Raw genomic sequence first — 13,564 nt, forward strand, 5'->3', positions numbered from 1 at the left:
TCTGGGTCTGCTGTCTGCCGTGGTTGCGTCAGCTGCCGGGGGGCGGTGCCTGCTGAGTGAACCGGTTCTTGTCGGCGTCGCAGGTGGGACAGCGCGGTGGCGGGTGCGGGCCGCGCTCGGTCTGTCCGCAGACCTGGCAGGCCCATTCGGTGGTGAGCAGCGCGATCACGTCGGACCGGCTGACGATGCCGGCCAGGCGCTGTCCGGCCATTACCGGGACGCGTCGGATACGGCGTTCGACCAGCAGGTGGCGTACCTGCTCGACGTCGGTGTCCTCGGTGGCGGTGATGACCTCGCGGGTCATCACCTCGCGGGCGGTGGCTCCCTCGCGGGCGAGCAGGTCGTACTCGCTGACCAGGCCGACCACCGCGCCGGCGGTGTCCAGGACCGGCACGGCGCTGATCCGGTGCCCGCGTAGCGCCGCGGCGATGTCGGCCACCAGGGTTTCCTCGGCCACGGTGACCACCCGGGTGGTCATGATCTCTTTGACCTTCACCGTGTTCCTTCCCGGTGGGTGCAACGGCCGGTCCGCACGACTGCGGTGGGGCGCTTCTCACCGCGGTTGAGTGACGCCGAGCACGGAGAGCGCCTCGCGGACCATCTGGTGCGTGAAGCCCCACTCGTTGTCGTACCAGCTCATGATTTTGACCAGGGTGCCGTCCACGACCCGGGTCATCGCCGCGTCGACGATCGAGGCGCGGGAGTCGCCGATGATGTCGCTGGAGACGATCGGCTCGTCCGAGACGCCGAGGACGCCGCTGTAGCGGTCGGTGGTGGCCTCCGCTCGGAAGTGGTCGTTCACTTCCTCGATCGTTGTCGGGCGGGAAGTGACGAGCACGATGTCGGCGATCGATCCGACCGGGATCGGGATCCGGACGGCCACGCCGTCGAAGCGGCCGGCCAGCTCCGGGAGTGCCTTGGTGGTCGCGAGCGCGGCGCCGGTGGAGGCGGGAAGCATGTTGGCCGCTCCGGCCCGGCCGCGCCGGAAGTCCTTGCTGGGCCCGTCGATGAGCTGCTGGCTGGAGGTGTAGGCATGGATGGTGGTCATCACGGCCCGCTCCACGCCGATTCTGCGGTTCATCACTTCGACCACCGGGGTGATGCAGTTGGTCGTGCAGCTTGCGCAGGAGATGACCTGCTGCCCAGCCGGGGCGATGTTCACGCCGTGGACGACGGTGGCCATCGTCTCGGTCCGGGCGGGCGCCGAGAGGATCACGAATCGTGCGCCCGCGGACAGATGCCGGGACAGTTCCTCTTCGCGCCGGAACGCGCCTGTGCACTCCAGGACCAGGTCGATGCCCAGTTCGTGCCACGGCAGCTCGGCCGGGTCTCGGCGGCTGTACAGAGGGACGGTGTGTCCGTCGACGACCAGCGCGTCACCGGCAGCGGTGACGGACTTCCCATAGCGTCCGTAGACAGTGTCGTGGGTGAGCAAGTAAGCCAGATTCTCGGCGGGCACCAGGTCGTTGACCGCCGCCACCTCAACCCCGTCGAGGTCGTGGAGAATCTTGAACGCGGCCCGCCCGATGCGTCCGAGACCGTTGATCGCGATCTTCGCCATCCGGAGTTCCCTTCCCGTCGATTCCGGGCAAATGCGGACGAGACCCTCGATCCGTCCTATCACCCCTCCGCTCGGTACGCAGGCTGGATGCGCCAAGCCCGGAGCCCCGCGTCCCCTCCCTTGGGCTCCCGGATTCGCCCCGTTTGCGGGCCGGATATGCGTGGTCGACACTGGACTGATTGGTTCCGCCCGTCTAGGCGGTGCTGCCCTGCAGGGCAGCACCGGACCTGTCGACACGGCGGACCGGGGCCCGGGTGCAGGGTGGTGACCTGAGGTGACGGCGGGAGGTCGGTGAGCCGACCGGCACGCGAGTCCCAGGGCGGACGGCCGATCCGGGCGCGGACCCTCGCCGGGACGCGTTGGTGGGACCCCGGCCCGTGCCGACCTCCGCATGTTCCGTACTGAGGAGGCACGCCCATGTCCCTGGACAGCTTCGCCGCCCACGGCTCGCTCGACGCCGATGGCACCTCCTACTCGCTCCACCGGCTCGACGCCCTGCCCGACTCACAACGGCTGCCGTACAGCCTCAAGGTGCTGCTGGAGAACCTGCTGCGCCATGAGGACGGCCGCACCGTCACCGCCGACCAGATCGAGGCGCTGGCCGGCTGGGACCCGGCGGCGGAGCCGGCGACCGAGGTGCAGTTCACGCCTGCGCGGGTGCTGATGCAGGACTTCACCGGGGTGCCGTGCATCGTGGACCTGGTGGCGATGCGCGAGGCCATGGCCGCGCTCGGCGGCGATCCGGCGCTGATCGATGCACGGCGGCCCGTGGAACTGGTCATCGACCACTCGGTGATCGCCGACCATTTCGGCGTTCCCGAGGCGTTCGGCCGCAACGTGGAGCTGGAGTACCGGCGCAATCGGGAGCGGTATCAATTCCTGCGCTGGGGGCAGACCGCACTGCGGAACCTGCGCGTCGTGCCCCCCGGCACCGGCATCTGTCACCAGGTCAACCTGGAACACCTGGCCCGGGTGGTGTTCGCGGAGGACGGCACGGCCTTCCCCGACACCCTGGTCGGGACCGATTCTCACACCCCCATGGTCAACGGGCTCGGCGTGCTCGGCTGGGGGGTAGGAGGCATCGAGGCGGAAGCAGCGATGCTCGGCCGGCCGGTGAGCATGCTCATCCCCAAGGTCATCGGCGTGAGGCTCACCGGCGCGCTGCCCGAAGGGAGCACCGCCACCGACCTGGTGCTGACCATCGCCGAGCGGCTGCGCCAGCACGGCGTCGTGGGCTCCTTCGTGGAGTTCTACGGACCCGGCGTGGCCGAGGTGCCACTGGCCAACCGGGCCACCATCGGCAACATGAGCCCGGAGTACGGCGCCACCTGCGCGATCTTCCCCATCGACGCCGAGACCCTCTCCTACCTGCGGCTCACCGGTCGGCCCCCCGGGCAGGTGGAACTGGTGGAGGCGTACGCCAAAGAGCAGGGACTGTGGCACGACCCCCGCCACACCCCTGACTACTCGCAGACCCTCGAAGTGGACCTGTCGGCCATCGTCCCGTCCATCGCCGGACCCAAACGGCCGCAGGACCGCATCGCCCTGGCGGACGCGTCGCGGGTCCTGCGCGCTGTCCTGGACGGCGACGTGACCTGCGACGCGGCCCCGGTCGGCCTGGACCAGAGCGGCGCGGAGTCCTTCCCGGCGTCCGACCCGGTGGCCGTCACCGGCAGCCACCCCGGCGACCAGCCGGGGTGCCTCGATGCGACCGGACCGGGCAAGACACGGCCGCCTGAGCACGTCTCGGTGACGCTGGAAGACGGCAGCAGCTTCGAGATCGGACACGGCACCGTCGTGATCGCCGCAATCACCTCCTGCACCAACACCTCCAACCCCCAGGTGATGGTCGCCGCCGCGCTGCTCGCCAAGAACGCCGTCGAGCGCGGCCTGCGGTCCAAGCCCTGGGTGAAGACCAGCCTCGCGCCGGGATCGAGGATCGTCATGGACTACTTCCAACGCGCGGGACTGATCCCGTACTTGGACACGCTCGGCTTCGACCTGGTCGGCTACGGCTGCACCACCTGCATCGGCAACTCCGGCCCCCTGATCCCCGCAGTCTCGCAGGCGGTCGCCAAGGCAGACCTCACCGTGGCCTCGGTGCTCTCCGGCAACCGCAACTTCGAAGGCCGCATCCACCCCGAGACGCAACTGAACTATCTGGCCTCACCACCGCTGGTCGTCGCCTACGCCCTGGCCGGCTCCATGGCTGTCGACCTCACCCGCGACCCGCTGGGCACCGGCACTGACGGCCAGCCCGTCCACCTGCGCGACATCTGGCCCACCCAGGACGAAATCCAGCAGGTGATCTCCACCAGCCTGCGGCCAAGCATGTTCACCGACGGCTACGCGGACCTGTTCACCGGCGACGAGCAGTGGCGGGCCCTGCCCACTCCCGAGGGCGACCTGTTCACCTGGGATCCCGCCTCGACCTACGTGCGCAAACCGCCCTACTTCGAAGACATGCCCCGCAGGCCACGGCCACCTGACGACATCACCGGCGCCCGGGTGCTGGCCCTGCTCGGCGACTCGGTCACCACCGACCACATCTCCCCGGCCGGCGCCATCAAACGGGACTCACCGGCGGGCGAGTACCTGCAGGCCCACGGCATCGCACCCGGAGACTTCAACTCCTACGGTTCCCGGCGCGGCAACCACGAGGTGATGATCCGCGGCACCTTCGCCAACATCCGGCTGCGCAACCTGCTGGCGCCCGGAACCGAGGGTGGCTACACCCGGCACCTGCCCGACGGCGAGCAGACCACGATCTACCAGGCGGCGATGCGATACGCCGCCGAGGACGTCCCCCTGCTCGTCATCGCCGGCAATGAGTACGGCTCCGGATCGTCGCGGGACTGGGCCGCCAAGGGAACCGCGCTGCTGGGTGTCAGGGCCGTCCTGGCCGAGTCTTTCGAGCGGATACACCGCTCCAACCTGATCGGGATGGGAGTCCTGCCGCTGCAGTTCGCCCCCGGCGACAGCGCCCGCTCTCTGGGCCTGACCGGTGAGGAGCAGTACACCATCCACGGCCTGGCCGAGCTGCACGACGAGGTCACCGTCGAGGCGGAAGGGGCCGGCGGCACCACACGGTTCACCGCACGCGTGCGCCTGGACACCCCAACGGAAGCCGACTACTACCGGCACGGCGGCATCTTGCCCTACGCCCTGCGCGCCCTGCTCCCCCTATGACACCGCGCCGAGAACCGCACCGCCGGCTTCCCGAAGCATCGACGACACACCGACGCCCATGAACGGCATCCTCCGGCCGAATCCGCAGTCCCCGGTGGCGGAGGCCCGGTCCGCTTCCCCGATGCTGCCGACCGACCGGGGTGGGTCGGCAAGGATGCCGCCCGCTCGCCCCGCCGCCGGTACAAGCGGTGCAGCGAAGCGATGGCCAAGCCCGTCCCGACCCCCACTCGCGAAGTCGTCGGCCACCGGCGGTACGCGACCGAGGGCGTCGCACGCCGCCCGTCTGTGCGCCAGGGATGGGGCCGCCAAGGGGGCTCACCCGCAGCGGGCCCCGCCTCACTCGGCCTGTGTACCGGCGTCCGTCACCTCGACGGTCCCACGAACGATGACGACCGGACACGTGGCGTGCATCGCACACTGCTGACTCACGGAGCCCAGCAGCGTTCGACGGAATCCGCCCATGCCCCGGCGGCCCACCACGAGGGCCTTGGCCCCTTCCGCCTCACTGAGCAGCACCTCGACGGGATTGCCCTTGACCAGACGCTTTCGCACCTGGGCGGCGCCCGACTCGCCGAGAACCTGGTGCACCTGGTTGACGAGGCCCTGCTCCGCGATCGTTCGGTCGAACGTGGGATCCACCGCGGGCGCGGACCACCCGTACGCCCAGGGCAGGTCCCAGGCAGCCACTGCCACCACATCACCGCCGATCAGCTCGGCATACTGGACCGCCCACCGCAGCGCGGCATGCGACGAAGGCGAGCCGTCGACACCCACCACGACGTTCAAGGCCGAGTCCTGTCCACCCATAGAAATTCACCCCTTCTGCTCTCATGTACACCCACACTGTGTGAAATATGGGCAATACGCCATACGATCGCGGCCGACAGGGACACCCACCGATCCGGCGAATGGGTAGGAGCTGGTGCCGGTCGGTGCGTCCAGCCATGCGGGACTGTTCGAACGGCGCACCAGCGGTGGATGCCGCCCCATATACCTGGAGACCGCACACATGCAGAAGATCTCCCTAGACGCACAGGTTCGCGAGCAACTGGAACGCGCCGCCTCCACCTCCAGCGGGCGCAGCGCCACCACCGTCTACGGCGGCCATGAGCACACACTGCGCCAGACCGTCCTCGCCCTGACCGCCGGAACGTCGCTGGCCGAGCACGAGAACCCCGGAGAGGCGACCCTGCTCGTGCTGCGCGGACGCGTGCGGCTCACCAGCGGCGACACCACCCGGGAGGGGCGCAGTGGCGACCTGATCGTCATCCCCCCGGCACGCCACGCCCTCCAGGCGATCGACGACGCGGCGGTGCTCCTCACTGTCGCCAAGCACGGCTGACGTGTGAACCGCACAGACCAGAACCGTGGACAGCTGCTCACCTTCGGGCACAGCACCGCCACCAGAGAACAGATGGCCGCCCTCCTCGACGGCGCCGAGGTGCTGGCCGTGGTCGACGTCCGCACCGCTCCGGGAAGCCGCCACAACCCGGACACGAACCGAGACGCCTTGGAGCAGTGGATGCCGCGTCGGGGGATCGCCTACCGGTGGGAACCCCGACTCGGGGGCTTCCGCAGGACCCCGCCGGACTCACCCGACACGTTCTGGCAGAACGCCTCCTTCCGCGGATACGCCGGGTACACGCGGGACCCGCAGTTCGTGGCAGCGATGGACGAACTGCTCATGCAGGCCGCCGCCGTTCGCACCACGGTCATGTGCGCGGAGGCGGTGTGGTGGCGCTGTCACCGGCGGATCATCGCCGATTTCGCGGTACTCGCGCGCCGGACCCCGGTGCTGCACCTGTCCCACGACGGGCGGCTCACCGAACACCGGCCGACGGTTGGTGCCCGGCTGCGCGAGGACGGCCTTCTGGTGTACGACCAGCACTGAGCATGCCGCTACCCCCTGATCGCATCTGCACCCCTGTGTACCCACCCGCCGCTAATGGCTGGGCAGTCCAAGAAACGAAAGATCACTGTGTTCCGGTAGGCAGCGGCTGAACGGTCTGTGGGCGGGTGCGGCGGGTACGGGATCGGAGCACCGTCTTGACCAGCTCGCCGACCCACAGGATGGTCGAGCCGACGGCTGCGCAAACGAGCCACTGGCTGGAGGTCAGGTTGGTCGTGGTGAAGAAGCCATGCAGGGCGTCCGTCTCGACGATGACGACGAGCAGCACGATCACGGCGGCGGCGGCGACGAACATGGAGGGGTTCTCCCACGTCCTCCTGCTGAACACGCTGCGTGTGTCGTGACGGACGTTGAGCAGGTTGTAGACCTGGAAGAAGACGAAGGTGACGAAGGCCATGGTGCCCGCGACGGTGGCCTGCCCCGGTTCCGCCTCCGGGCCCGGGGCCCACGCCAGCACCGCGAGGGTGCCTGCCGCCATCACCGCGCTGGTCAGCAGGATCCGGGCAAGCCGCGGTCTGCTGAGGATGGGTTCGCCGGTCGGGCGTGGGGGCCTAGTCATCGCATCCCGGCTGACGGGGTCGACTCCGAGGGACATCGCCGGCGGCCCGTCCATCACCAGGTTGACGAACAGGATCTGCAGTGCCGTGAACGGTGCGCCCCCTGCCAGGCCGGTCAGTGAGCTGACCAGGAACGTGGCCACGAAGCCCAAGGCCGTCGAGACCTGGAAGCGGACGAACTTCACGATGTTGTCGTAGATGCCCCGTCCCTCGCGGACGGCGGCCACGATGGTCGCGAAGTTGTCGTCGGTCAGGACCATCGTCGAGGCTTCCTTGGTCACCTCCGTCCCGGTGACGCCCATCGCCACCCCGATGTCGGCCCGGCGCAGCGCGGGTGCGTCGTTGACTCCGTCGCCGGTCATGGCGACCACGTCCCCGCGGGCCTGTAGCGCCTTGACGATCCGGATCTTGTGCTCCGGCGATACGCGGGCGACCACCCCCACCTCGTCGAGTCGGCCTGGCAGGGCGTCGTTGTCGATCTGGTCCAGTTCGGCGCCGGTGATGGCCTGCCCCGGGATGCCGAGTTCACCGGCGATGGCCCCGGCGGTCATCGCGTGGTCACCGGTGATCATCCGGACCCGGATCCCGGCGTTGCGGCACTCGGCGATCGCCGTGCGCGCCTCCGTGCGCGGTGGGTCGACGATGCCGACCAAGGCCAGCAGCACCACCCGGTCGAGCAGCTCCTTCGGGTCCTCGGGAACCTGGAAGTCCTCGGTCGGGAAGTCTTCGGCCGCCAGGGCCAGCACTCGCATGCCCTGTCCGGCCAGGGCGCTATTGGCCTGGCCGTAGCGCTGCCGGGCTTCCTCGTCGAACGGCAGGATCGTCTCGCCGCCTAGGTAGCGGTCCGCACGGTCAGCCAGCACATCGGGGGCGCCCTTGACGAAGCACCGGATCACCTCACGGCCGGTGTCATCGGCCCAGTCGTGGAAGGTCGCCATGAACTTGTAAGCGGAGTCAAAAGGGATCTCCAGTCGCCGGGGCCGCTCCTGGCGCAGCCGGGCCACATCGATGCCGGCCTTCTCGGCCAGCACCACCAGCGCGCCCTCCGTCGGATCCCCCACCACCTGCCCGTCCCGGAGCACGGCATCGGAGCACAGGGCCATCGCGGTCACCACATCGTCCATGGTGGCCGGCACCGGCGAGCCGTCGGTGGTGCGGATGCGGCCGTCGAAGGAGTAGCCCTGCCCTGAGACCGTGAACCGGCGGCCGGCCAGCAGCAGCTCCCGCGCCGTCATCTGATTCAAGGTCAGCGTGCCGGTCTTGTCGGTGCAGATCTGCGAGGTACTGCCCAGAGTCTCCACCGATGCCAGCCGTTTGACGATCGCGCCTCGCTTGGCCATCCGTCCGGTCCCCATGGCAAGCGTGAAGGCCACGACGGCCGGCAGTCCCTCAGGGATGGCGGCGACCGCCAAGGACACGGCACTGACGAACAGGTCACCGAAGTCCTGCCCGCGCACCAGCCCCAGGACGAAGACAGCGACGATGACCACCCCGGAGACCCAGGCCAGGGTCCGACTGAGGGCATCGATCTGCCGCTGCAGCGGCGTCGGCCCCGGCTGGGCCTTGTGGAGCATGTCCGCGATGCGGCCGGTCTCGCCGGCCATACCGGTGTCGGTGACCAAAACCTCACCGCGACCGCGGGTGACCGCCGTGTTCATGTACACCGCGGTCACCCGCTCTGCCAAGGGCACCTCGGCCCCGACCGTGGCATCCGCCGACTTCGCCACCGCCAGGGCCTCACCCGTCAGGACGGATTCCTGCACTTCCAGCGAGCTCGACGAAAACAACCTGCCGTCCGCGGGCACCCGGTCACCGGCCGCCAGGACCACCATGTCCCCGGGCACCAGTTCCTCGGCATTCAACCGCGCCAGTCGGCCGTCACGACGGACGGTGGCGGTCGTCACGGTCATCTGCCGCAGGGCATCCAGCGCCGCCTCGGCGCGAGACTCCTGAACAAACCCGATCGTCGCGTTGAGCAACACCACGACGACAATCGCCACCGGCGTCTCCCACTCCCGGGACACCACCAGGCTGACCGCCGCCGCAACCAGCAGGATGACGATCAGCAAGTCCTGAAACTGCCTTAGGAAAGCCCGCCATCTGGGCTCTGCCGGAGCCTGCTCGAGCCGGTTCGGTCCATACTCCGCAAGCCGCCGGGCCGCCTCAGCCGACGACAGCCCCGAGGAAGGATCCACATCGAGCCCGGCGGCCACCTCACGGGCAGACAGAGCGTGCCAGGAGGGCGGCAGTCCCGCGCTCGTCGAAGGAGCCATGCCCTCATTGTTTCCGCGACCAAGCGCTGACGCAGTACGGGCGCAGCGTTGCGGGAGCACACCCCTAGGCCGAGCCGCCAGCCGACGAAACCCGACGACTCGATCCAACTGAAGCTGGCCCCCCTCGATCACAACGTGCTACCCGAACTGTTCGACGGCCGCGTGCTGAGCCACTGCTACCGATGATCGGTAGGCAGCCGCCGGGACAGCCCATGCGATGGCCTCTTGATCCTTTGACAGCAGGAAGTCGTCGGAGTGAGCCTGGAAGGTGCGGACACGGGAGGTGTGATGAGCGGACTGGTTGTGGCGGGTACGGACGGCTCAGCCTCTGGCTTGGCCGCAGTGGAGGCAGCGGCGCGGGAGGCGCGGTGGCGCGGTGCACGATTGCGGCTGGTGCATGCGTTCATCTGGCCCGCCATTCACGCGCCGCTGGGCCCCTCACCACTGGGCCCGTCTGAGGGCGGCTTGCGCAACATGGTGGAACGCCTGCTGACCGAGGCAGAGGAGCGCGCCAGGACGGTGGCACCGGAGGTGGATATCTCCCGCGCTGTGGTGACAGGTGAACCGCTGACCGTCCTGGAGGCGCAATCGCGTGCCGCGGAACTCGTGGTGGTCGGGTCGCGCGGTATGGGGGGCTTCGTCGGGCTCATGGTGGGATCGACGGCGGTGCATCTGGCAGCTCATGGCCGGTGCCCGGTCCTGGTCGTCCATGAGCAAGGGGAGGGCACAGGGCCGATCGTGGTGGGGGTCGACGGCTCCTCGGCCGGCGCCGGAGCGGTGAACTTCGCCTTTAACGAGGCGGCACTACGCGGGGTCGACCTCATTGCACTGCATGCCTGGACCACCTGGAACGCACCGATGCCGCCGCCGCAGGACGAGGCGTCGCCGTACGCGAATCCCCCGGAAGCGCTCGCCTCGCAAGAGGGACGTCTCCTGTCCGAGGCGCTCGCCGGCTACCAGGAGTCGTACCCGGGCGTGAGCGTGAAGCGGGAGCTCGTCCACGGCGGGACGCGGGAGACACTGATCGAGGCGAGCCGCACGGCCCAGCTGCTGGTGGTCGGTGCGCGCGGACGCGGCGGCTTTGCCGGACTACTGCTCGGATCGGTGAGCCAGGCCATGCTGCATCATGCACACTGCCCAGTCGCGGTGGTCCGCAGCGCCGACACCAGCCGCTGACGGCGCCAATACCTCTCGGACGCGGACGGAAATGCGGCGCGGCATCGCTGTGCCTCGAACAGAACCCAGAGGGCGGCGCGCGCGGTCAGCATCCGACGCCGGCCGGCCTGACCGAACCCTGCCCCAGGGTCTCGCTGACCCGCAGTATCAGTACACGTCCCAGCGTGGCCAAGTAGCCGCTACCGACGAACGCCCCCGGCGACGTCCGGCGACTGCCGCCACTATGAAGATGAGGGCGTGTTCGGGCCGATCCGCCGACGAAGCGGGCAGGCGCAATCGGCGGCGTAGGAGCGAGTCGATGTGCCGACCGAGGAGCCAAGGGTTCCACAGCCCCCCGCAGTGTCAGCAGCCCGCTCGTTCCGGCATCCAGGTGACAGTGACCGGCCCTCACGCACAGCCGCCGGACCTCGGGATAGGGATGCATTCGCGCCCTCGGCGTCCTGAACCCTGACGCCGCCCTTCGCTCCGAGGCGGCCTGCCCCAGTGGCAGGCCGACGACGACCCGACGGCGTCGTACGTTCCGTCAGACCGGAAGGCAGCAGCAGTGAAGATCAACATCGTGGGCCCCGGCAACATGGGCCGCGCCATCGCCACCCGTGCCCTTGCCGGAGGCCACGGGGTGTGCGTAGTCCACCCCGACCCAGACCCTGCTCGGACACTGGCCGAAGAGCTCAAGCAGCGGTTCCCGGACAGCCAGAGCGACTGGGCCGCTTCGGTAGAGCCAGCCGATATCACCGTGCTCGCACTGTGGTACGACGCGGCGCTGCAGATCGCGAGATCCGCTGGGGCCGCTCTGGCCGGGCAAGTCCTGGTGGACATCTGCAACCCCATTGACGTCTCGACCATGGATGGGCGGGTGACACCCCCGGACAGCTCGGCGGCTGAGGAGATCCAGCGGATCGTCGGCACCGAGGTGAAGGTCGTCAAAGCGTTCAACACCACCTTCGCCAGCTTGCTGACGGCAGGAGAGGGGCATAACTTCCCGCTCGACGTCCTGATCGCCGGCGACGACTCCGCCGCCAAGGACAAGGTCGCAGACCTGGTCCTCTCGGGCGCAATGCGACCGTTGGACGTTGGACCCCTGCGACGAGCTCGCGAGCTCGAGGCGATGGGATTCCTACACATCGCCATCCAGCAGCCCCTCCAGCTGAACTGGCACAGCTCGATCAAGATCCTTCACTGACCGACCCCGGGGTACGCGGGCCGGGGTTCCGATGCCTTTCCCGGTGGCTGGCAATCCCTCCCAGATCGGGAAGATCACGGATGAGGCGTCCGTCCAGGTGACGATGCGCCCGACCGCCTGCTCGGCGAGCTGTCGCACTTCCTCGGGCGGGAGGTCCGGTGCGGGGGCGCGACCGTGCTCATGCCCAGCCCGTTTCGGAGTAGAGGCGGCCGGCGCGGATGCCCTCGATGGCCACCCGGGTGTAGGGGACGAGATCGTCGGGGAGCGCGGCCGGATCCCAGAACTTCCACTGGGTGCACTTGTCCGGCTCGCGCAGTTCCGGCTCGCCGCTCCAGGCCCGGGAGCGGAAGAACAGGCCCATGCGGGGCCGGTCCCCGGCCTTGTCGATGTGGTGGACGACGTGGACGAGTTCGACGTCCTGGCGCTCGATGTGCAGGCCGGCTTCCTCTCGCGCCTCCCTGACCAGGCAGGTGATGGCGCTCTCTTGCTCGCAGTGACCGGCCAGGACGTGCCAGGTGGACGGCGCGAACTCGGAGTCGGGGTGGCGCAGCCCGAGCAGCACCGTCCCGTCGGGCCGCTCCAGGTAGAGGTGGACGCCGACGACGTTGAGGACCGTGCCGTGCGGCGAAGCTGGGCGGCACTCCTCGTTCGATGAGAGCCTGCTCTGCGAAGCAGTGGACGCGTTGGCCGGGCGGCTGGCAGCGTGGCGCCGTACGAGGTCGCACGTGGTGTCTGCGATACGCAGGCGGTGAAGGTCGTCGGGGACGAACCAGGCCAGCATCACCCCTTCCGTCAGGCGGAGTTCGCGGGGATCGCCGTTCCAGCGGCCGGCGTAGATGGCGATGGGCACGCTCGCGCCGGTGTCATCGGATGCGTACTCGGTGCCGAACGGGGCCAGGTCGGCGATGTCGAGGCCGGCTTCCTCGGCCAGTTCGCGCCGCACGGTCTGTTCCAGGGTGGCGTCCTGGGGCTCTCGGCCGCCGCCCAGCAGGGACCACATGCCCGGCTCCCAGATCCGGCCGGGGAAGTAGTCACGCAGGTGAAGCAGGTACTCGCCGCGGTCGTTGTAGATCAGGGCGGAGGCGTTGGCCGTATCCCGTTCGGTCTCCGGCGTGAGCTTGAGCAGCTTCGCGCGCAGGGAGGGGGAGGTCACCCTGTCCACGGGCCGCCACTCGATGCCGCCGACCTCTTCTTCCTGCAGCACCACCGGCGCCTCGGTCGTGGTGTGCAGGCGGAAGAGGAAGCGGAGGTCGAAGTGCTGGTGGCCGGGTTCGCCTTTGCCCGGGTGGGCGTCGATGTCGTGGATGTCGATGTCGAACGGCACGGCCTCGTAGCCGGGCCACGGCGTGACGGCCCGGGGCGGGATCCCGGTCTCCTCGTGCAGCTCCCGCAGTGCCGCTGTTGCCAGGGACTCGTCGGCGGGCTCGGTGTGTCCGTCGGAGGCGAGGACCTTCCCGCTCGCCAGGTGCAGCACGTGCAGGACGCGGCCGAGCGGGTCGACGACGATCGCGCCGCAGGTGACGTGTCCGGTGAAGGTGGAGCGGCTGGCGATGTCGGTGGGACGGTCGAGGGCGTCCAGGAGCCCGCCGAGCTGTGTGCGTTCGTGAGGGTGGAGAGCGAGGTAGGTCTCGACGGTGGTGCGGATGTGATCGTGCGACAACGGCATGGGGCTACCTCAGAGGGGCGTGGAGCGGGAGGAGTCGAGGCGGGATGGGC

The 13,564-nt window shown here is 69.3% G+C and carries 10 protein-coding genes; 5 read left to right on the top strand and 5 right to left on the bottom strand.

Annotation, left to right across the window (positions count from 1 at the left end):
- Positions 1–28: 28 nt before the first annotated feature.
- The gene (locus ACFY9S_RS32700; RefSeq protein ID WP_391135642.1) at positions 29–496 is read right to left on the bottom strand and encodes a CBS domain-containing protein; all 468 of its coding nucleotides are present in this window, start codon (positions 494–496) and stop codon (positions 29–31) included.
- Positions 497–553: 57 nt separating this feature from the next.
- Positions 554–1,561 (bottom strand): type I glyceraldehyde-3-phosphate dehydrogenase, encoded by a 1,008-nt coding sequence (gene gap, locus ACFY9S_RS32705; RefSeq protein WP_391135645.1) that lies wholly within the window; start codon positions 1,559–1,561, stop codon positions 554–556.
- A gap of 417 nt (positions 1,562–1,978) precedes the next feature.
- On the opposite strand from gap, the gene ACFY9S_RS32710 reads away from it, so the two are divergent.
- Positions 1,979–4,750: an aconitate hydratase AcnA gene (locus tag ACFY9S_RS32710; protein WP_391135648.1), complete on the top strand. Its 2,772-nt coding sequence runs from the start codon at positions 1,979–1,981 to the stop codon at positions 4,748–4,750.
- A gap of 336 nt (positions 4,751–5,086) precedes the next feature.
- Here the strand turns inward: ACFY9S_RS32710 and ACFY9S_RS32715 are convergent, their stop codons facing one another.
- Complete coding sequence (locus ACFY9S_RS32715) at positions 5,087–5,557, bottom strand: universal stress protein (protein WP_391135650.1); 471 nt, start codon at positions 5,555–5,557, stop codon at positions 5,087–5,089.
- 202 nt (positions 5,558–5,759) lie between these two features.
- Between ACFY9S_RS32715 and ACFY9S_RS32720 the strand changes: the two genes are divergently transcribed.
- A complete protein-coding gene (locus ACFY9S_RS32720; RefSeq protein ID WP_391135653.1) occupies positions 5,760–6,092 on the top strand; it encodes a cupin domain-containing protein in 333 nt (110 codons plus the stop codon).
- A gap of 72 nt (positions 6,093–6,164) precedes the next feature.
- Complete coding sequence (locus tag ACFY9S_RS32725; protein ID WP_391135770.1) at positions 6,165–6,641, top strand: DUF488 family protein; 477 nt, start codon at positions 6,165–6,167, stop codon at positions 6,639–6,641.
- Between the two features lie 82 nt (positions 6,642–6,723).
- Here ACFY9S_RS32725 and ACFY9S_RS32730 read toward each other — a convergent pair whose 3' ends face one another.
- Complete coding sequence (locus ACFY9S_RS32730) at positions 6,724–9,621, bottom strand: HAD-IC family P-type ATPase (RefSeq protein WP_391135655.1); 2,898 nt, start codon at positions 9,619–9,621, stop codon at positions 6,724–6,726.
- Positions 9,622–9,777: 156 nt separating this feature from the next.
- Between ACFY9S_RS32730 and ACFY9S_RS32735 the strand changes: the two genes are divergently transcribed.
- Positions 9,778–10,665, top strand: a complete 888-nt coding sequence (locus ACFY9S_RS32735) for a universal stress protein (RefSeq protein ID WP_391135658.1) — start codon at positions 9,778–9,780, stop codon at positions 10,663–10,665.
- A 544-nt stretch (positions 10,666–11,209) separates the two neighbouring features.
- Positions 11,210–11,848, top strand: a complete 639-nt coding sequence (locus ACFY9S_RS32740; RefSeq protein WP_391135661.1) for an NAD(P)-binding domain-containing protein — start codon at positions 11,210–11,212, stop codon at positions 11,846–11,848.
- Positions 11,849–12,026: 178 nt separating this feature from the next.
- Here the strand turns inward: ACFY9S_RS32740 and ACFY9S_RS32745 are convergent, their stop codons facing one another.
- Positions 12,027–13,514, bottom strand: a complete 1,488-nt coding sequence (locus tag ACFY9S_RS32745) for an NUDIX domain-containing protein (protein ID WP_391135663.1) — start codon at positions 13,512–13,514, stop codon at positions 12,027–12,029.
- Positions 13,515–13,564: the final 50 nt, after the last annotated feature.

Source organism: Streptomyces sp. NPDC012474 (assembly GCF_042955185.1).
GTDB classification, from domain to species: Bacteria; Actinomycetota; Actinomycetes; order Streptomycetales; family Streptomycetaceae; genus Streptomyces; species Streptomyces cahuitamycinicus.

Bases quoted from the DNA above. Each gene is read 5' to 3' on its own strand.
- ACFY9S_RS32715 (WP_391135650.1), bottom strand. From the start codon at position 5,557: ATGGGTGGACAGGACTCGGCCTTGAACGTCGTGGTGGGTGTCGACGGC.
- ACFY9S_RS32745 (WP_391135663.1), bottom strand. From the start codon at position 13,514: ATGCCGTTGTCGCACGATCACATCCGCACCACCGTCGAGACCTACCTC.
- ACFY9S_RS32720 (WP_391135653.1), top strand. From the start codon at position 5,760: ATGCAGAAGATCTCCCTAGACGCACAGGTTCGCGAGCAACTGGAACGC.
- gap (WP_391135645.1), bottom strand. From the start codon at position 1,561: ATGGCGAAGATCGCGATCAACGGTCTCGGACGCATCGGGCGGGCCGCG.
- ACFY9S_RS32710 (WP_391135648.1), top strand. From the start codon at position 1,979: ATGTCCCTGGACAGCTTCGCCGCCCACGGCTCGCTCGACGCCGATGGC.
- ACFY9S_RS32735 (WP_391135658.1), top strand. From the start codon at position 9,778: ATGAGCGGACTGGTTGTGGCGGGTACGGACGGCTCAGCCTCTGGCTTG.
- ACFY9S_RS32725 (WP_391135770.1), top strand. From the start codon at position 6,165: ATGGCCGCCCTCCTCGACGGCGCCGAGGTGCTGGCCGTGGTCGACGTC.